Raw genomic sequence first — 19,777 nt, forward strand, 5'->3', positions numbered from 1 at the left:
TTATTCGACTTTGACTTTTGCCCTTTCGATGATCTTTCGAAGTCTTTCTTTTTCCTTCTCTACGAGCGCGGGTCCTTCTTTTGTTTTCATAAACTCGACGTATTCTTTCCAACCTTGGAGATCATCTAAGGGATGATTGTTCGGATAGAATTTTCTGAGCTCCTCGTCGATCACGGTAAGATTGGCGAATGCGGAACAATCGGCCATCGTAAACGTTTTTCCGGCAATATAAGGAGAAAACCGGACGACCCTCTGAAGCGCTTTGACTCCCTTCGTCAATACGATATGAATTTCGTCTAGGAGAATTTGTTCGACTTCTTTTCCTCTCGATGAGGAGATATAGATTCTTCTTGCCGGGATATCCAGATAGGTTTCTATCATCGTCGTAATCTCTCTCACACGCGCGGCTTCCCAAGGATCGTTCGGAATGAGTTTTGGCTCCTGCGGAAAGATCGTATCTAAGAATTCTAAAATGGCTCCGGATTCGAAAATGAATTTTCCTTCCACTTCCAAGACAGGAATTTTTCCCATCGGACTGATTTTTAAAAAATCCTCTTCCTGAGAAGGAGCCACTCGGACCTGTTCGAATTCCAATCCCTTTTCTAAGATCCCGAGTTTTACCTTGTTTACATAATTGCTGATACTGGCGCCGTAAAGTTTGATCATAAGAAAGGAATTTATCTTTTGCTTTCGAGGAAAAGTTTTTTTTGCAGTTCGCCGATTTCTCTTCCGTTCCTTTTTTCTTTCTTTTCAAAAAAGCCTTTCTCTCATTTTTCCTTGCGATAATTTCGACCTTCAAAAGGAATTCTTAAACATGGCAAAAACGGCAATCATTACGGGCGGAACCGTAGGAATCGGTTATGAACTGAGCAAACTGATCGCGGCGGACGGATACAATCTGATTCTTGTGGCAAGAAACGAAAAAACTCTCAAATCCGTTAAGAAGGAAATCGAATCGTCTTACAAGGTTAAGGTGGATACTCTTTCACTGGATCTCGCAGATCCGAAATCTCCGAAGAAAATTTTTGATTTCGCAAAAAAATCAAAAGCGACGGTGGAAGTATTGGTGAACAACGCGGGTTTTGGTACGAGCGGAAGATTTGATCGTATGGATCTTAAAAAAGAACTCGCGATGATTCAGGTAAACGTCACGGCCCTTACGGAACTCACACATCTTTTTCTTCAAGGAATGGTGGAAAGAAAGACAGGCAAAATTCTCAACGTAGCATCGACGGCGGCATTTCAACCCGGTCCGAATATGGCGAATTATTATGCGACCAAAGCCTATGTCCTTTCTCTTTCGGAAGGAATTTACGAAGACGTTCGTAAAGACGGGGTTACGGTAACGACACTTTGTCCGGGACCTACCAAAACCGAATTTTTTGAAAGGGCCGAGATCACAAAATCGAAACTCTTGAACAACCCGATGGCGCCCGTTATGAGCGCCAAAGAAGTCGCCGAAATCGGATACGGCGCACTCAAAAAAGGAAAACCCGTAGTAGTGGCCGGTTTTTTGAATCGAATTTTAGCGCAGAGCGTGAGGATCACTCCTCGATTTATCATCCGTAAAATCGCAAAATTTTTAAATCAAAACGGATAAAAAAATGCAAGGATCGATTATCGATTTAGCGGTGCCCTTTTTTCTCGTTCTTATCGGAATCGAGGTTTTTTATTCCTTTTTTTCCGGAAGAAAAGTATACCGTTGGAACGATACGGTAGCGGATCTGAGCACGGGAATTCTTTTTTCCCTCACAGGAATCCTCGTTACGATCTTTTCTCTTTGGTTATATGAGAATTTTAGAATATTCTTTTCTTTGCAATCTTTGTTCGGAATTCCCGAGATTCCTCTGGGAAACCCGTTCACTTTTGAGAGCGGAAAGTTTCGGTTTCACTTCGCCGATTTTGCGGGTTGGGTTTTCGTATTTATCGCAGTCGATTTTGTTTATTATTGGTTTCATCGAGCTACACACGAGGTTAATTTTCTTTGGGCTTGTCACGTTACTCATCATTCGAGTGAAGAATTTAATCTTTCCGTGGCTCTCCGACAATCCAGTTTTCAGAGGATTTTCGAATACCTGTTCAATCTTTCCATCGCCTTCTGCGGAGTTCCCTGGCAGGCGTTTCTTTTGGCGCACGGAATTCTAAAAATCTATCAGTTTTGGGTTCATACTCGTCTGATTGGAAAACTCGGTTTTTTGGAGGAAATTCTCGTAACCCCCGCACATCACAGGGTGCATCACGGAAGAGATCCTAAATACATCGATAAAAATCACGGAGGAATTTTGATATTTTGGGACCGGATTTTCGGGTCGTTCGCGAGGGAAGAAGAGGAGCCGATCTACGGACTTACCAAACCGCTCACCACTTTCGATCCTGTTTACGCCAATCTTCATGTTTACGAAGAGATCGGGGAATTGATGAAAAAAACCGAAAGTTGGAAAGATAGAATTCTCATTCTCCTGAAACCTCCGGGCTGGCGTCCCGTGAACATCGGTCCTTCCTTGTTCCCCGAGGAAGTCGATCGGAAACGTTATACGAAATTCGATCCATCAGTTTCGAAAGTAAGAACGATCTTGGGTGTTCTCGAATTTTTTGTTTGGACGATCCTTTCCCTTTTAGCTTTGCGTTTTTTTAAATCGGGCAATGTCGCGCTTTGGAAACTTTTTCCGGTGATCGTTTATTTGATCTTCGGTTTTCATCATACTTCTCGAGTTCTGGAAGGAGCCTCGTTGCAAAAAAAAGCTATTGGAATTTTTGCGGCAGGTCTGACGATTCTTTCCTGGATTCTTTTTTTTCTTTGAACCAGGATTGAAAGTGGAATCCATTCTGAAAGGATGACCTGAGAGCGAAGATCGGGAATAATGTTTCAGCGAAAAATTCAATTCTTTGCAACCGTCCTTTTTTCCGGTTTGATTTCATTTCCCTTGTTCGGAATCGATCTGGTCGGACTCGAGGATTCTCCGATAGGAAAGGAGGATTCTCTCGAATTTTTCGCGGATGAGAACTCAACTTTGAGTTTTTCTCAGATTCGAAGTTTGGCAAGGGCGGGGAAGTTTTCGGTTGCCGGCGCCGGTTTTTTGGGATATACGAATGCCGCGATTTGGGTTCGGGTTCGAGTGGAGAATTCTTCAGATACTCCGATTCGCTGGATCGTAGAATATCAGTTTCCGAACGTCGATTTGATCGAATACTACGACGAGAAAAAAGGGGAAAGTCCTTTTTACCGCGCCGGAGATTCGATTCCTTTTGCTGTGAGACCCGTTCAAAATCGAACGCCCGCGTTTCCTTCCGTCGGACTTCCGAATTCTAGAAAAGAAGTTTTTCTTAAAATTCAATCCACTTCCAGGATTCAAATCGCGCTTCGTTATTATAGTGCTTTAGGGTATTATAATAAAGTAATTTTTGAGCAACTTTTGTTCGGTCTTTTTTTTGGATCGATGTTAATTCTTGTTTTTTATAATTTTCTTCTTTTTGTTTATACAAAAGAAAAGAATTATCTTTTCTTTTCGATTTATATTCTGGGTTTTACTTTTTTTCAGTTTGTTCTGGAAGGTTTCGGATTTCAAGTTCTTTGGCCGAATGCGATTGGTTGGACGGGGCCGAGCGTTCCATTCTTCTTTTTGATTTGTCTTTCTTTGATGTGTTTGTTTGTGAACGTTTATCTGGATCTGAAAAACCGTTCCAGAAACTCGTATCGTTTTTTTCAAACTTCTCAGATTCTTTTTTTATTCTTGGCGATGATTTCTTTGTGGGTTCCGCCCAAATTCAGTATTTTTTTCGGTCTGCTTTTGTCTTGTATCTGTGTGATTCTTCTTTTTATCAACGGAGTTCGGAGCATCTTTTGGAATCAGGGAAGCGCTTTTTATTTTCTCTTTGCCTGGGCAGTTTTGGGCGGCGGTGCGGTTCTTTTTTTGCTCCTGCAAAACGGATGGTTTCCGAATTGGAGTTTTCGATTTTGGATCGTAGAATTGGTTTCGATTCTCCATGTCGTTTTAATGGGATTGGGACTCGCGGATCGAGTAAAAGTTTTATCCGATGTTTTGTCTTCTAAGATCGAAGAACTCGAATCCACAAAACTCGTCGCGGAACGTTCCGAAAAAAGGTTTCGAAACCTCTTCGAAGAATCGGAAGAGTTTTTGTTTACGATGGATACTGACGGAAGAATCCGAAGCGCCAACAAATCTTTGGGACGTCTTTTGGGATTTGATCCGGAGGAAGTGATCGGTTGGAATTTTCTGGATCTGATCTATGTTCAGAACGGAGTGGAAACTTCTTTTCCAAAAATTCTCGCGAAGGAAAAAATCGAAGAACTTTTACGCCGCAAAAAAAGTTCCGAGTTTACCGTGGAATTTAGACAAAAATACGTTTTGGAGCCGAGACAGATCCGTGTGCGCCTTCAACTCTTGGATTTAGGGGAAAAGAAAGGTATATTAGGAAAAGCTTATGAGTTAAACGAGGATATTCTTTCCAAGTTTATCGTAAGCGAATCCATGCACTTTACGCTGAATAATTATTTGAGAAACGCCGATCTTTTGAGCCGACTTTTGACGGTGAATCTTTCCTCTTGGGTGGGGACCGAAATCATCATTGCGATCCGAACTTGTATTCGGGAAATCATCATCAATTCGATTGAACACGGAAATCTTGCGATCAGTTTTGACGAAAAAACCGAAGCTCTCGCGGAAGGTCGTTATCTGGAATTTATCCAGAAACGTCAGAAGGAACCGTTCTATAATTTTCGAACGGTTAAGGTTTCCTATTCTTTGAACGCTAGAAGAATCGGCTTTTTGATCTCTGATGAAGGGGAAGGGTTTGATTCTAAAAAAATTCTGAACCTGGATATTGAGAAGTTGAACGAAACGAGTTTGACCCACGGGCGCGGGATCGTGATGACTCGGAGGGTTTTTGATATCGTTCGTTTTAACGAAAAAGGGAATAAGGTTCTTTTGATCAAATATCTAAAAAAACCGCTTCGTTATAAGAGAGAAAAGACTTCTTTCGACGTTTGAGAATTTTTATCCGTGGGAACTCTCACAAAGGTTCGATTCCCGAAAGAATTCTCAAAACGTGGGAACTCTCACAAAACTTCAGAATTTCTGCGCGACCCCAAAAAACAAGGTCGTAGTCAAAGCTTGGAATTCGAGCTTTCTTGAAAATTGATTGGTAGCAAATATTGCGGTTTGGTTCGTGGATTCCGTAAGAGGTGTGACGCGTCCGTCCTCTCTCAAATAAAAACTCGCCGTCTCCCCGTTGAAGTTTCCGGAAAGAGAAGGAATGTTGATCCAAGAAAGCGCGAGTCCGAGTTGGAGACTCGTCGAGTCTGTGACCTTTCGGCTCACAGCCCCTTCAGCACGAAATTCGATTCCGGTTCCGGTCAGGGAACCTTCTTGTTTAAAGTATTCTTTTCCCGAAGTACCAAAACCGGTCGAATCCCAATAGACCTGAGACATACCGACGCCAAGACCTCCTTCAAAGGTCCAACGTTTGTAGTTCCATTCCTGCCAATACATTAAGAGAAAATAAGGATTGGAGAGTTTGAAACTGAGGTCTGTATAAAAGGGCTCCGAGGAAATTTGTTTCAGACCGAATTTTTGCCATTCCCTGTAACCTCCGATAAATCCGACCTTGCTCTCAGCGCCGATCTTTCTTCGGAGAAAAATCTCCCCTTGGGCGACGTATTTCGGAGGATCGAGTTGGGTTTTGGAAAAAACTCTAGGATCGTATGTATCCGTAAAACCCCTTAGATAAGAATTGAGTCTGTCCTCTCCTTTAAAACCGAACCCGACCCTGAGTCCAAGTTCCCAATAGAGTTTTTCTTCGCTCTCCAACTCGATCTGAGGCTTGTTTCCATATTCCTTTGTTTTTGGATAAGAATTCTGGGCTTCCAAAGAAGAAAGAGAAAGCCAGAAGGCCAGGCTAAAAGGGAAAAAAAGTAGAACGCGGAATGAGATCCCGAAAATTTTGCTGGTAGCCCTCATAATTACAGGATTTCTAGCAAGGACTTCCAAAAAAAGCGGATTTTCTTTCCTATCGGGCGGGGACCATGTTTCAACTTCATTTTTTTCAATTTTTCGATTGGGATTTACTCAAACCTTTCTTTTACTTTTTGAGTTTTATCGGAATCTATCTGACCCTTCGTCTTCGGTTTCCACAGGTTCGGTTTCTTTTCCTCGCCGTGAAGATTTTTTCGGGCAATATGGACTACAAAGGTTCCAGAGGAAGGCTTGTTCATTCACAGGCATTCTTTTCCGGAACCGCATCCTCTCTTCTTCCGGGTGCGATCATCGGATCCGCGCTCGCTCTTATGATCGGAGGGCCCGGAGTTCTTCTCTGGATTTGGATTTCAACCTTCCTCATCATGCCACTTCGTTTTGTTTCCTCCACACTTGCGATTCGTTTTCGAACCAAAACCGCGACGGGAAGATATCTTTCCGGACCGATGTATTTTATCGAAAAGGCGCTCAAGGCACGCTGGCTCGCAGTGAGTTTTTCCATTGCGGGACTTTTTACAGTTCTTGTGATGGGAGGCGCGGTTCCGATGTTGTATGTGACTCACATCGCAAGCAAAGCGTTTGAAGTCACCGGAATGACGGTTCCTTTTTTATTGTCCGTGATTCTTGTCTTTATCGTTTTGGGAGGAGTGAGAAGGGTCGGTAAGATTTCTGCGTATCTCGCGCCGATCGGGATTCTCCTTTTTTTCGCGGGTTATTTTTTTCTCTTTAAGAATTCTCTCATGAACTTCCAGCATTTTCTCTGGCTTTCTCTTCAAGAAGCGTTTCAACCTGTGACTGCGATTGCGGGAGGAAGTTTTGTTCTTGCGAGAACCTTCAGCATGGCTTCCGGAATTTTCTTTGTCGCCACCGAAACCGGAATTGGAAAGAGCGCGGGGGTTTCGGGCGTCGTGAGAACGGATTATCCCGCAAAACAAGGACTCGTAAGTATGCTTGCGACCTTTTTCGAAGGATTTATCATATCCACTCTCGTGATCTACGCCCTTTCTTCTTACGGAGCGTTTAAGATGGAAGAACAGATGTTTTTCTTGAATACTCTTTTTCAAGGACATACAAATCCGATCAACGCGGCCTTCTTTACATCCTTTCTTCTTTTCGGAGTCGTATCCATCACGGGATGGTTTTATACCGGAGAACAAAACGCTCTCTACATTCTCGGAGAAAAGTTCGCAAACTTCTTTCGAATTCTTTTCTTGGTTACGATCCTTTCCGCAGCCTATCTCTATGTGAAGAATGGGGAAGCGATTCTTTACGACGCATTCGGTCTTGGATATTCCCTTTCCATCATCACGGCTGTTCCGGTTCTCATCTCGTTGGTTCTTTTGGAAAAACTGGCAAGGGCCGAGTTAAAACGGTTCCTTACGGAAAGTGGGGCGAGATACGAGGTCTTAAAGGATTTTTATCTTCTCGTTCTTTCCATCGTTCCTAAAAATTTACTTTCCCTTTTATTCGGGCTTCTCGCGTCTTCGAGACTTCCCCGTTTTATTCTGATTCCGATTCTAAAGGCTTTTTCAAGGGCGTATAAGATCAATCTCGACGAAGCGGAATTGGAAATTCAGGAATACAATTCTCTCAACGCATTCTTTACAAGAGCCTTAAAGGCGGAAGCGAGAATCATCGAATCCGCAGAGAGCGAAATGGTTTCCCCCGTGGACGCAAAGATCACCGGATACGGAGATATCAATCAGAGAATTATCATCCAAGCCAAGGGTGTGGATTACAATCTGAAGGAACTCTTAGGAGGAGGCGCTTCCAAATATCTGGACGATTTCTCCAACGGAAAATACATCACGTTCTATCTTTCCCCTCAGGACTATCATAGAATCCATTCTCCTGCTTACGGAAGAATATTAGGATATTATTATGAACCTGGAAAACTCTTTCCGGTCAACGAACTCGCCGTTTTCGGAATCCGGGGACTTTTTCCAAAGAATGAAAGGTTGATCACGTATCTCCAAACCGAATACGGGAAAGTCGCGGTCATCAAAGTGGGGGCATCCAATGTGGGAAGAATCCGAGTCACCTACGACAATAAGATTGTGACGAACACTCTCATTCGAAGCGCGAGGACCGTGGAATATAAGGACGTTTCCATCATGATCGATAAGGGCGCGGAGCTCGGAAGATTCGAGATGGGATCCACCGTGATTCTTCTTATGGAAAAGGAAACGTTTCAGTTTGCTTCTCTTCCTCTCAATGAGAAGATTACCTACGGAACACCGATTGGAAAGTTCATCGAAAAAAAATGCAAACTTCCAAAATGAATGAAGTCGATTTGAATGTGTGGGAACTCTTACAAGGATCTTTGCGATAAAGAATGGAACCCTTGAGTTTAAAAGCGACCACTCCCGATCAGATCGACTTTGACGATACAACTTTGAAGATCACCTGGAAAGACGGGATCACTTCCGTCTTTGATCTTCTGGACTTGAGAAAACGTTGTCCCTGCGTCGTCTGCAAGGGCGGGCACGGTGGAAAAGTAGGAACTACCACCGGAGGAATCCAAACGATTTCTCTTTACGCAGTCAATAAGGTAGGACGTTACGCGATCAATCCGGTCTGGAGCGATAATCATCAAACGGGAATTTACTCGTTTGATTCTCTTCGAATGCTCGCCGATGGACTGGGTGGAGATCTCACTCTCTGAAAGAGAGCTTTTTTTTAGAAAAAGGGTTGTTTTAACCCAAAAACCCAGTGGAATCCAGTTGGGAAGAAAAAAATGAGGTGACAAAAACCCTTTTCTTATGTCCCATTAACCAAAATTCCCGGGAGAGTTCCCAAAATGGGCGAAGGTTCCCTTTCACAGGAAGAAATTGATGCACTACTAGCCGGAGCGAGCGATTCGTTTGACCCGGGGGCGGTAGCTTCCACAGCCGCACAAAAAGATGTTCCGGGAATGTCCCCCGTGGACCGGGACATTTTATCGGATCTACTTTCTTCTTGTTTTCAAGTCGCAGGGAACACGTTAGGCGCCGTTCTTTCTCGTTCTTCCGCATTCTTAAATCCAAATGCGGAAACCAAGTCGCGCAAGGACATCGAATCCGAACTCAAGTCTGGATCCTTCCTTTTGTATTCTACCTTATCCGGAAGTGTAAACGGAAGAGTCGTCCTTGCGATGTCCGCCGAAAACGCAGTGAAGATCGCAAATTCTATGATGGGCGGTTTTGATTCCGGAGATCTCGACGAAGCACAGATGCAGACGCTTCGAGATTCTTTAACTCCTGTTATGGGGGCTCTGATTTCTCAGATCAGTACGAAGACCGGAGGAGGAGTCAACGGTTCTCCGTCCGAAACAAGAAACGTAACATCTCCCGCTGCCTTGGTTTTGCCGGACGGTGAAAGTATCGTTCGAGTCTTTTTTAATCTTACGATCGAAAGTATTCCTTCTTTTCGAGTTCAATTCTTACTCTCCCTTTCTACGGCCGCAGATCTTTTGAATCTTTATCGTCGTTCCGGAAGTGGTGGCGGGGATATGGGTGGAATGGGAATGGGCGGCATGGGTGGAATGGGAATGTCCGCAGGTTCCATGTCCGTGAAGTCAGTTGCGTTTCCGAATTTAGGAACCGCGAGCGGCGCCTCGAGCACTCCGAACTTAAATCTTCTCATGGACGTTCAGATGAGCGTTACGGTAGAATTGGGAAGAACCAAGATGTATATCAAAGACATCTTGGGTTTGGGAGAAGGTTCCATCATCGAGCTCGACAAACTCGCGGGTGAGCCGGTCGATCTTCTTGTCAACGGAAAGCTGATCGCCAAGGGCGAGGTCGTGGTCATCGACGAAAACTTCGGGGTGCGGGTCACTGACATCGTAAGCCCGACCGATCGGATCAAGCCGGAGGGTAAGTGAAATCTCTGGAAGCTCTCCGGAATGTCAGAAGAACTATCGTTTCTGTTTTTCTGATTCTTCTCGCATCAACTCTATTCTTTACTTCCATACAAGCTCAGTCGGAAAGAGAACTCATGGACGAGGCTCTCAAAAAAGAATTGGGGCAACCTTCCGCGTCCAAAGAAGAATCCCAAAAGAACGATTCCTCGAAGACTGAAAATCCCTCAGCGGTCGTAAAACCTCCAGCTAATTCCGGAGAATCCGCCGAGACAAATCCGGTCGCAGAACGATATAAAACCAGTGACGAAGGTCCTGGAATCGCGGGAACACTCTTTCGAGTCGTCTTTATATTAGCTCTTCTTTGTGTAGGACTTTATTATATTCTAAAATACGTTGCGAAAAATAGGGAAGGTCGTCTTCCCGTTCGCGGCGAGATGAACGTACTGTCGAGTCTTATGCTCGGACCGAACAAACAACTTCAGATCGTAGAAGTTTCCGGTCGCCTTCTTGTGTTAGGCGTCGCAGACAACGGGATCAACTTGATCACGGAAATTTCCGATCCGGAAGTAAAACATAGAATTCTTCAAAAGAAAGAAACCTTTGATCCTCCGGAAGGCGGATTCTTGGTAACGGTCCTCGAACAGATCAAGGACTTGAATTCGAGAATCTCCGGAAATCAGGAAGGTCCACCTGGAGGAACGGAAAAAGCAGAGGCCGCCCGAGAAGAAAAACGAAGGCAGACCCGCAAAAAACTCGATGAACTCAAAGAAAAAACAAGCTCGCTCGAAAGCGGGCTTTTCGATTTGAGATCGTAAGCAAGGGACTTAAGTTTTAGGGAAATTCTTCAGGTGAAAATGAGACATAAAAAAATTATAAAGAAGGTAACTTGGATCCTCTTGCTCGTGATGGGATTATCCTTGGGTTCTTTTTTCACTTTGGATGCGCAGTCTTCCGGGACAAGAATTCCGATTCCTAATTTGAATATCAACGTCAACGAAGCGAAGAGCCCGAGAGAGACGAGTCTTTCTCTGATGGTTCTCTTTCTCGTTACGATTCTTTCTCTCGCGCCTGCGATCGTGATGTCTCTGACTTCGTTCACGAAGATCGTGATCGTTTTGGATTTTGTGAGGAGGGCGCTTTCGATTCAGAACCTTCCACCGAATCAGGTGATGATGGGCCTCGCTCTTTTTATGACGTTCTTTATTATGGCCCCGACTTTGAATGTCGTGAACGAAAGAGCCTTAACCCCCTATCTCGAAGGTAAGATCGATACGAACGCATTCTTTGAAAAGGGAATGGTTCCGATTCGAGAATTTATGATGCGACAGATCGGAACTTCAGGTGCGAAGGACGTTGCCCTTTTTTTGAAGATCGGAAAAGTGGAAAAGGTAGAATCCTTTGACGACGTTCCTTCTTACGTCTTGATTCCCGCGTTTATGCTAAGCGAAATCAAAAAAGCTTTTTGGATCGGGATCATCATCTTTATTCCGTTTATCGTAATCGATCTTGTTGTCGCTTCCGCTCTTCTTTCGATGGGTTTGATGATGCTCCCTCCGGTTATGGTGAGTCTTCCGTTTAAGTTGATTCTGTTTGTCCTTGTGGACGGGTGGAATCTGATCGTTTACGAACTCGTGAGGAGTTATAAATGACGGAACTGGAAGCGATGTCTCTGATTCGAGACGCACTCTATATTACTCTGAAGATTTCTTCTCCGATTCTTCTTACGGCCTTAGTCGTGGGGTTGATCATAGGGATTTTACAAACCACCACTTCCATTCAGGAGCAGACGATCGCGTTTGTTCCAAAACTCGTCGCGATCTTTATCGTGATCGTGATCTTTTCGTCTTGGATGATTCAGACGATGACGGACTATACTCGAAACCTATTTATGATGATAGAGAAATTTTAGAATATTATGGAATACTTTATCAATCATTTTCAAGTGTTCCTTCTCATCCTTTCGAGGTTGATGGGACTCTTGTCGGTTGCGCCGATCTTTTCTTATCCATCGATCAGCGTTCCGCAGAAGATGATTTTTTCTTTTCTGGTTTCGGTCATTTTATTTCCGGTAACCGCGGGATTTTTGCCTCCCGTTCCCGGAGATATGGGAAGTTACGGCCTCGTTGTCATCGGAGAGGCTTTGATCGGAGTTCTTCTTGGATTTATGATCAGCTTGATCTTTGCATCCTTTCAGATGGCCGGAGAATTTTTTAACGTTCAGTTGGGGTTCGGTTACGCGGAGATTTTGGACCCAGTGACTCAGACGAGTTTGCCTGTGATCAGCACTTTAAAAAATCTTTTGGGAATGATTCTCTTTTTGACGTTAGGCGCTTATCGGATCATGTTCGAAAGCCTGGCATATTCTTTTGAAAAAATTCAGGTGCTGAGCTTCGCTCCTGAAATTCAAAACGGAATTTATAAGGCGATAGAAAATGCGGTGGGAGCGATGTTTCTTGTCGCGTTCAAGTTATCGCTTCCTGTTTTAGGGATCATTCTCTTGGTGACGGTCTCGGAAGCTCTGATGGGGAAGGCCGCTCCGCAGTTGAATATTCTTCAACTTTCTTTTCCAATCAAGGTGACGATCGGTTTGATCGTGATGATCTTTATCATTCCTTATCTTGTCTCTCAGATGGGAGCGGCGTTCGATTTGTCATTTGATAAGTTGAATCTCATGCTTCAGGAGTGGCCCCAACAATGAGAAGACTTCTTTTGCAAATCTGTCGGAGTTCCGACCTTTCCCGTGAAACTTTCGCGCCCCGCCCTGATCTTGGGTGGTGGGGTGAGGCGGTGGGAAGAATCGGGGGATTTTTCTCTATCACAAAAACCCCCTTCTTTCAAGAAGAATTCTTCCTCTCCGACCTTGTAGGAGTTCCCACATGCTCCTAAAAATATTTCTTTCCATCCTCGATTTTTTTCGGATCGAAGCGGAGTTCTTCTTTCGATACTTCGAACCCGTTTCGGTTTCGTCTGACGCGTCCGATTTTAAGATCGACCTCCAGCTCTTTGCGGCGGAAGACGAGGGGCGAACCGAGCCCGGATCCGAACGTAGGCGAAGAGAAGAACGCGAAAAAGGAAACGTTCCCAAATCACCGGAACTTCCTGCGGCGGTGGTTCTCCTTGCGGGAGTGATTCTCGTCTATCTCATGGGAGAATATTTCTTCATGAGGACTTTTTATATTCTTCGCAAATACATTCACGGTGTCGGACAACGCACCGATATCAGCTCCGAATCCGTAACGGAACTCTTAAAGAATGCATCCACCGATCTTTTTACTCTTCTCTGGCCTCTTCTCGGAATCACTTTGGTCGGGGCCGTCATAGGAAACGTCGCTCAGGTGGGATTCATGTTCGCACCTCGCGCCCTGAGTTTTAATTTTAGTAGAGTGGCTCCCAATTTCAAGAAAGTCCTCCCGACGCGTCAGACGCTCTTTAACTTGGGGAAATCGCTCGCGAAAGTCGGACTCATCGGTTGGGTTTCTTATATCATCATCAGTCGTGATTTTTTTCCGATCCTTCTTTCGGGAGAGATGGGACTCGAACAAGCGGTGGCTCTTATCATGAGCACTTCCTTTAAGATCTTCCTCGTCGTGGGAATCATTCTTCTCGCGATCAGCGTCGTGGATTATTTGTATCAAAGATACGAATATGAAGAATCCTTAAAGATGACTCCTTCCGAAGCCAAAAGAGAGGCCAAGGAATCCGACGGGGATCGTTCTCTTCAAGCAAGAAGAAGACAACTTGCGAGAGATATGATGAACAAACGTAAGATGCTCGCGAAAGTTCCCGAGGCAGACGTGGTCATCACAAACCCGACTCACTTTGCGGTGGCTCTGGAATATAAACCCGGAATTCACAAAGCTCCGATCGTAATCGCAAAGGGAGTGGATGACTTCGCACTTCTGATCATTCGTATCGCAAGAGAAAATGGCGTTCCTACGATTGAAGATCGTCTGCAAGCAAGAGGTCTTTACGAGGAAGTGGAACTCGGCGCGGAAGTTCCACAACAATTTTATCGCGCGATCGCAACCATTCTCTCCCGTCTTGAATCTTTCCGGAGAGCTGTGTAAGAGGAAACTATGGAAAAGAAATGGTGGAATCAGTCCGATGTAATTTTAGGAGTGGGCGCCGTGGCAATCGTTGCCATGTTGGTCATTCCTCTCCCCGGATTTATATTAGATATTTTGATTATTGTGAGTTTGGCGATAGGACTTTTGGTCCTCTTGACCTCACTCTCCGTAAAGGAACCGGCTGATTTTTCGATCTTCCCGAGTTTACTTTTGATCACTACTTTGTATCGTCTTGCGCTCAACGTTTCTACGACTCGTCAGATTCTTTCGAAAGGTCCGGCGATGAACAGTAGTATCATCGACGCCTTCGGTTCGTTTATCATCGGAAGCGAGTCGGGGCTTTCCAAATATGTAGTCGGTTTTATCATCTTTATCATCTTGGTTCTCGTTCAGGTTTTGGTGATCACAAAAGGTGCGACCCGGATCTCCGAAGTTGCGGCCCGATTCACTTTGGACGCCTTGCCCGGTAAGCAGATGGCGATCGACATGGAACTTTCTTCCGGAAATATCAACGAAGAAGAGGCCAAAAAAAGAAGAAAGAAGATCGAAGCGGAAGTTGATTTCTACGGATCCATGGATGGAGCGAGTAAGTTCGTCCAAGGGGACGTTCGAGCCGGTCTGATCATTACCGCCATTAACCTGTTAGGTGGAGTCATCATCGGAGCTTCTATCCGGGGAGAATCCTTCACACAAGCGATCGAAACCTACGGAAAGTTTACCATTGGTGACGGTCTCGTTTCTCAGATTCCTGCGCTTCTCACAACGGTTGCAACCGGTATCATCGTAACTCGTTCCGGTTCCGAATCCGATCTTGCCACTCAGTTCAAAAACCAGCTCTTTAGCAATTCTAAGGTTCTCTATGTAGTTGCGGGAAGTTTGGGATTCTCCGCATTTATACCCGGTCTTCCCTTCTTTCCTCTTCTCATTCTCTCTTCGGGAATCGCCTATTTAGGATATTCTCTCGAGCAAACGGTCAAAGAACAACTTGAGTCGATCGAGAAAAAAGAAAAAGAATCCGGTCAGGATCGTAAGCCGAAGGATTTTTACGAAGAGCTTCGAACCGATCCGATCGAAATCGAAGTCGGTTATCATCTCATTCCGTTAGTTGACGCTTCCCAGGGGGGGGCGCTTTTGGATCAGATCAGCAACCTGCGTAAAAAATTCGCTCAAGACAACGGGGTCGTCATTCCTCCGGTAAGAATATTAGATAATCTTGATCTTAATCCGGATACGTATTCGATTAAGATTAACGGAACCGAAGTAGGGGCTTCGACCGTAAAACCGGACAAACTCATGGCCCTCAATACGAGTCCGGGAAATGCGGAAGCGATCCAAGGAGAAGATTTCCTGGAACCTTCCTTTGGACAAAAGGCAAAATGGATTTCCTCCGAAGACAAGTCCGAAGCGGAAGCAAAGGGTTACACTGTCGTCGACGCCTCTACGGTCGTAGTCACGCATCTTAAGGAGCTCCTCGCGACACACGCGTCCACCTTACTCGGTCGGGAAGAAGTCAAAAAACTTCTGGATCACTACAAAGCGACGTATCCGACCCTCGTCAATGAATTGGACGCGGACAAACCGGGAAATTTGGGAATCATTCAACAGGTATTGCAGAATCTTCTCAGAGAAGGATTGGGAATTCGAAACCTCGTTCCAATCTTAGAATCGATCGCAAACAATCTTTCCAAATATCAGAATCCTTACATTCTCACGGAACTCGTCCGTCAGTCGGTTTCAAGAACCGTGGTTCGAGACTATCTTTCCATGGACGGCAAATTGCGAGTGATCACATTAGAAAGTAGAATTTTGGATCGTCTGAACAAGTCGATCACTCAGGATAGAATCGAGAACAGAGACGTTCTTTCTCTTCCTCCCGATTTTTATAGAAGGTTGATCGATGGGGTCGCCGAACTCTACCGCAATTTTAGAACGGAAGGAAAGTTCCCGATCTTTGTGGTCAATAGAGAAGTAAGACTTCCTTTTTCTTATCTGCTCGCAAAGGAATTTCCACCTCGCAACTTCGGAGTTCTTGCCTACGAGGAAATTCACTCTTCCGTGGATTCGGTGATCGAAGCGGAACTCAAACTTCCTCAAACACAGACTGCGACTGCCGGAGTCGGGGAAGAAGTATGAAATTATTAGAATATTCGATTTTTCTGAATCAGAAAAATCAAGGAGTCAAACATGGAGTTTGCTAAAATTCGCGGAAAAAGTTACCAAGACTGTTTAATGGAAATGAAAATGAAATACGGTCCAGAGGCGACCGTGATTTCGCAGACTGTCGTCACGGAAGGTGGTGTGATGGGCACGGGACTTCTCGCGAAGAAGGTGATCGAAATTCAGATCGGAATTCCCGAAAAACAGGCTTCCCGGGAAAAGATCGAACGAAAACTTCAGGACTTAAAAGACCTTCTCAAACAAAAGTCCTACGCGGCTCCGGAAAGAAAAAAAACTCTTCAGACCTTAAAACCTCTTTCTCGAACTCTGGAAGAAAGAGAAACCGCAACGTTGACCGCGGAGGACAACTGGGACTTGGAAGAGATCACGACCGAGCCCGAAAGAATGGGGATTTCCTTTGAGAAAGAACTCTTGGACCGGAACTCCCGAACGTCCAAAGAAACTTCCCCGGTTCGCGGAAGAAAAGATTCTCCCTTAACAAGACTGGGTGAGAGATGGGTTCGCGAAGGAATGAGCCAAGGTTATGTGGATGAGATTCTTTCGAAAGTAGAAGAGAGACTTTCACCGATCGATCAAGGCCGTAATCATGCGGTTTCCGAAAGAGCCATCGAGGTTTTGAAAGAAAGGGTCAGCGTCGATTCCGATCTTTTCCGAGGCACGGGCAAGAATCAGAGAAAGGTTGTCTTTTTAGTGGGGCCGACGGGTTCCGGGAAGACGACCAGTGTTGCCAAACTTGCGGCAAAATATTTTCTTCATATGGGAAAATCCGTTTCGCTTTATACGACGGACAATTATAGAATCGCGGCTATCGAACAACTCAAACGTTACGCAGACACGATGGGAATGCCGTTCTATCCGGTAAAAGACATAAAAAAGTTTAAGGAAACTCTGGCTCGAGACGGATCCGAACTGATCCTGATCGATACAGCTGGCTACAGCCATCGAAACATGGAACAACTCGAAAGAATGAATTCTTTTCTTTCCTGTTTTGGAGAAAAAGACTCGGTGGAAAATCTTCTTGTCCTTTCCGCGACTTCTTCCTATCATCATACAAGTGCGGTATTGAAAGCCTATGAGTCTTTGAACTATCGAAGAATTCTTCTCACCAAATTGGACGAGGCGGATTTTTTAGGTGGTTTTCTCGAACTGGCCGATACATACTCTAAGAGTTTCACATATTTTAGCGTGGGGCAGGAAGTTCCTTTTGATATTCTTCCTTCCGATAAAAGGCTCCTAGCCGAATGTGTTGTAATTCCGGAGAAAATTGCTGAGCTGAGAGGAGAAGTTTTCACCGTTGCCGGTGGTTGATCCCGATCAGGCTGGAAAGAGGTAAAGAATGGACCAGGCGACTCATTTACGGAAACTCACCGAGGGGAACACGAGTCTAAAAGTTCTGTCATCCAGAAAGCCCACGACTAAGATCATTGCGATCGCGTCCGGGAAGGGAGGAGTGGGAAAGAGTACCATCTCCGTAAACCTTGCTATCTCTATGGCGAGAGCCGGACAAAAAGTCCTCGTATTCGACGGGGACTTGGGTCTTGCGAACGTGAACGTTATTCTTGGAATCATTCCCAAATACAATCTCTATCACGTCGTCAAGGGCCATAAGAGCCTGAAGGACATCGTCATTCAGACTCCGGAAGGTGTGGATATCATTGCGGGAGCTTCCGGTTATTCTCAGCTTGCCAATCTAAACGACACACAAAGAAACAACCTCATCAAAGGTTTTTCAGAATTAGACAATTATGATATTATGATCATCGATACCGGAGCCGGAATCAGTTCGAATGTGATCGGTCTTACACTTCCTGCGGACGACGTCATCGTCGTCACAACTCCGGAGCCGACCGCGATCACGGATTCTTACGGACTGATCAAGGCCATCGTATCTCAGAGCCGAGATAAGAATCTGAAGATGGTCGTGAACCGAGTGAGGAGCGCGATCGAAGGGAAAAAAGTCGCGGATCGAGTGATCGATATCAGCGGACAATTTCTCGAAGTGAAAGTGGAAAACCTCGGATTTATCTTTCAGGACGAGGAAGTGGAGAAGAGCATTCGCGAACAAAAGCCGTATATCATCAATTCTCCGAAAAGTAAAGCGGCGGCCTGTCTAAATCGTATCACGTATTCTCTTTTGAATCAGGAAATGGAGCCTTTGGAAGACGCCGGCATCAGCGGCTTTTTCAAGAAGTTCTTCAACTTTATGGATGTCCGAGAAAAAGAACTCAGGGACGACGAAGAATAGTCCTTGAATCTTCAGGTTTTATTCATCGCGGTTTTTGCCGTCATCGCGCTCATTGTCAGCCCGATCTGCGGATTTCTCGCCGGAAATCAAGTCGGTCACATCCTTTTAGTCTCCATTCTTTCCACAGCGGCGTTTGCCGTTTTTGGTTTTGGGGTTCACGCCATCTTAGAAATGAAGGTTCCTGAATTCTTAGATTTCCTTTCCAATCTTACGGGAGAATTTTCATCGGCTTCTTCCGGAGAGGAAGGTTCGGGGGCTGCGGGATTTCGAGATTATTCGAGTCAAGGAGGGGATTCCGAGTTTGGCTCTTCTTCTGCTGACGGTCCTTCCTCCTCCGAAGTCTTTGCTTCTGCAACACCAAGACGTCAGAAAAACGGCAACTTTGGAGATCATATCATGGTCGAAAATATAGCGATCAAAAACGAACCGAAACTGATGGCGGAAGCGATCCGAACGATGCTTGCAAAAGACGACATGGGAGAAAAGTAACAATTTCTTTCCTAAATACCGGGCAAAACGGCCGAGAACTGCAATGAGACAAAAAACTGCTTGATTTCCCTGTTTTTGCCTCAAAAAATGCTATTGCAATTTTCTGAGAAGCTCGACACTTTAGAATGAAGGTCAAGGTTTTTCCAGATCCGAGCTTATGTCCAAAAAGTATGATAAATATAACCAGCAGGATGAGACGGAACTATGGAAATCCTATCGGGATACCAAAGATCAGGACATCCGAGCTTACCTCGTAGAGAAATATTCTCCCTTAGTCAAACACGTTGCGGGTAGAATCGCGATCGGGATGCCACAGAACGTCGAATTCGACGATCTTGTTTCGTACGGAGTTTTCGGACTTCTCGATGCGATCGAAAAATTCGATCCGGAAAGACTGATCAAATTCAAAACTTATGCGATGACTCGGATTCGAGGAAGTATCTTCGACGAACTTCGTTCGATCGATTGGATTCCAAGATCGATTCGTCAAAAAGCAAAACAACTCGAACAGATTATCGGAATGCTGGAGAACAAAGAAGGCCAGCAAGTCGACGACGAAGCCATCGCGAAAGAGTTGGGTATTTCCATGGAGGAATACAATACTCTTCTTACTAAGATCAGCGGTACTTCCCTTGTCTCCTTAAACGATATCTGGTTTCTCGGCGACGAGAACGACGAAGTTTCCTTTATGGAAACTCTCGAATCTCCGATGAACATGAATCCGGATACGATCATTGAAAAAGAAGAAATCAAAAACGTAATCGTAGAAGCCATCAAAACCCTTCCCGAAAAGGAAAAGAAAGTCATCGTATTGTATTATTACGAAGATCTCACTCTGAAAGAGATCGGAGAAGTTCTGGAAGTAACGGAATCTAGAATCTCCCAACTTCACACCAGAGCGGTTTCTCGTCTGAGAAGCAAACTCGGCAAAGTGAAATCCGTCATCACTCGTAAGTAAAGA

At 44.9% G+C, this 19,777-nt stretch carries 18 protein-coding genes; 16 read left to right on the forward strand and 2 right to left on the reverse strand.

Features of this window, described 5'->3' with window-relative positions; all coding sequences use genetic code 11:
- The gene (locus JWG45_RS12285; RefSeq protein WP_205279989.1) at positions 1-666 is read right to left on the reverse strand and encodes a glutathione S-transferase family protein; all 666 of its coding nucleotides are present in this window, start codon (positions 664-666) and stop codon (positions 1-3) included.
- 148 nt (positions 667-814) lie between these two features.
- Here JWG45_RS12285 and JWG45_RS12290 point away from each other — a divergent pair, with 148 nt between their 5' ends.
- Genes JWG45_RS12290 through JWG45_RS12300 form a run of 3 tightly spaced genes read left to right on the forward strand, consistent with a single transcriptional unit; the run spans position 815 to position 5,009 of the window.
- Positions 815-1,600, forward strand: coding sequence for an SDR family NAD(P)-dependent oxidoreductase (locus JWG45_RS12290; protein WP_205279990.1), 786 nt, complete (start codon positions 815-817; stop codon positions 1,598-1,600).
- Between the two features lie 4 nt (positions 1,601-1,604).
- Entirely contained in the window at positions 1,605-2,801 is a 1,197-nt protein-coding gene (locus JWG45_RS12295; RefSeq protein ID WP_205279991.1) for a sterol desaturase family protein, read from the forward strand.
- Positions 2,802-2,861: 60 nt separating this feature from the next.
- Positions 2,862-5,009, forward strand: coding sequence for a 7TM diverse intracellular signaling domain-containing protein (locus JWG45_RS12300; RefSeq protein ID WP_205279992.1), 2,148 nt, complete (start codon positions 2,862-2,864; stop codon positions 5,007-5,009).
- Between the two features lie 78 nt (positions 5,010-5,087).
- On the opposite strand, the gene JWG45_RS12305 is transcribed toward JWG45_RS12300, so the two are convergent.
- Positions 5,088-5,978, reverse strand: a complete 891-nt coding sequence (locus JWG45_RS12305; protein ID WP_205279993.1) for an LIC_11366 family protein — start codon at positions 5,976-5,978, stop codon at positions 5,088-5,090.
- A gap of 65 nt (positions 5,979-6,043) precedes the next feature.
- Here JWG45_RS12305 and asd point away from each other — a divergent pair, with 65 nt between their 5' ends.
- The 13 genes from asd (at position 6,044) to whiG (ending at position 19,774) form a co-directional block, all read left to right on the forward strand.
- Positions 6,044-8,275 carry an archaetidylserine decarboxylase gene (asd, locus tag JWG45_RS12310; protein ID WP_205279994.1) on the forward strand — a complete coding sequence of 744 codons (2,232 nt, stop codon included), beginning with the start codon at positions 6,044-6,046 and terminating at the stop codon, positions 8,273-8,275.
- A 53-nt stretch (positions 8,276-8,328) separates the two neighbouring features.
- Positions 8,329-8,658 carry a DUF971 domain-containing protein gene (locus tag JWG45_RS12315; protein ID WP_205279995.1) on the forward strand — a complete coding sequence of 110 codons (330 nt, stop codon included), beginning with the start codon at positions 8,329-8,331 and terminating at the stop codon, positions 8,656-8,658.
- A 135-nt stretch (positions 8,659-8,793) separates the two neighbouring features.
- A complete protein-coding gene (gene fliN, locus JWG45_RS12320) occupies positions 8,794-9,858 on the forward strand; it encodes a flagellar motor switch protein FliN (RefSeq protein ID WP_069607671.1) in 1,065 nt (354 codons plus the stop codon).
- A gap of 35 nt (positions 9,859-9,893) precedes the next feature.
- Positions 9,894-10,652 carry a flagellar biosynthetic protein FliO gene (gene fliO, locus JWG45_RS12325; RefSeq protein WP_332476529.1) on the forward strand — a complete coding sequence of 253 codons (759 nt, stop codon included), beginning with the start codon at positions 9,894-9,896 and terminating at the stop codon, positions 10,650-10,652.
- Between the two features lie 39 nt (positions 10,653-10,691).
- Complete coding sequence (gene fliP / locus JWG45_RS12330; RefSeq protein WP_205279996.1) at positions 10,692-11,486, forward strand: flagellar type III secretion system pore protein FliP; 795 nt, start codon at positions 10,692-10,694, stop codon at positions 11,484-11,486.
- The gene (gene fliQ / locus JWG45_RS12335; protein WP_069607668.1) at positions 11,483-11,746 is read left to right on the forward strand and encodes a flagellar biosynthesis protein FliQ; all 264 of its coding nucleotides are present in this window, start codon (positions 11,483-11,485) and stop codon (positions 11,744-11,746) included. The genes fliP and fliQ overlap by 4 nt, the downstream gene beginning before the upstream one ends.
- Positions 11,747-11,752: 6 nt before the next feature.
- Entirely contained in the window at positions 11,753-12,535 is a 783-nt protein-coding gene (gene fliR, locus JWG45_RS12340; protein ID WP_118968877.1) for a flagellar biosynthetic protein FliR, read from the forward strand.
- Between the two features lie 178 nt (positions 12,536-12,713).
- Complete coding sequence (locus JWG45_RS12345) at positions 12,714-13,904, forward strand: EscU/YscU/HrcU family type III secretion system export apparatus switch protein (protein WP_232380659.1); 1,191 nt, start codon at positions 12,714-12,716, stop codon at positions 13,902-13,904.
- A gap of 9 nt (positions 13,905-13,913) precedes the next feature.
- Complete coding sequence (flhA, locus tag JWG45_RS12350; RefSeq protein WP_069607665.1) at positions 13,914-16,037, forward strand: flagellar biosynthesis protein FlhA; 2,124 nt, start codon at positions 13,914-13,916, stop codon at positions 16,035-16,037.
- A 51-nt stretch (positions 16,038-16,088) separates the two neighbouring features.
- Positions 16,089-17,390 carry a flagellar biosynthesis protein FlhF gene (flhF, locus tag JWG45_RS12355; protein WP_205279997.1) on the forward strand — a complete coding sequence of 434 codons (1,302 nt, stop codon included), beginning with the start codon at positions 16,089-16,091 and terminating at the stop codon, positions 17,388-17,390.
- 28 nt (positions 17,391-17,418) lie between these two features.
- Positions 17,419-18,327: a MinD/ParA family protein gene (locus JWG45_RS12360; RefSeq protein ID WP_205279998.1), complete on the forward strand. Its 909-nt coding sequence runs from the start codon at positions 17,419-17,421 to the stop codon at positions 18,325-18,327.
- Positions 18,328-18,330: 3 nt separating this feature from the next.
- Positions 18,331-18,816, forward strand: a complete 486-nt coding sequence (locus JWG45_RS12365; RefSeq protein ID WP_205279999.1) for a hypothetical protein — start codon at positions 18,331-18,333, stop codon at positions 18,814-18,816.
- A 157-nt stretch (positions 18,817-18,973) separates the two neighbouring features.
- Positions 18,974-19,774, forward strand: a complete 801-nt coding sequence (gene whiG / locus JWG45_RS12370; protein WP_069607661.1) for an RNA polymerase sigma factor WhiG — start codon at positions 18,974-18,976, stop codon at positions 19,772-19,774.
- Positions 19,775-19,777 lie beyond the last annotated feature (3 nt).

Origin of the sequence: Leptospira ainlahdjerensis, from assembly GCF_016919175.1 — a bacterium.
Lineage (GTDB): Bacteria > Spirochaetota > Leptospiria > Leptospirales > Leptospiraceae > Leptospira > Leptospira ainlahdjerensis.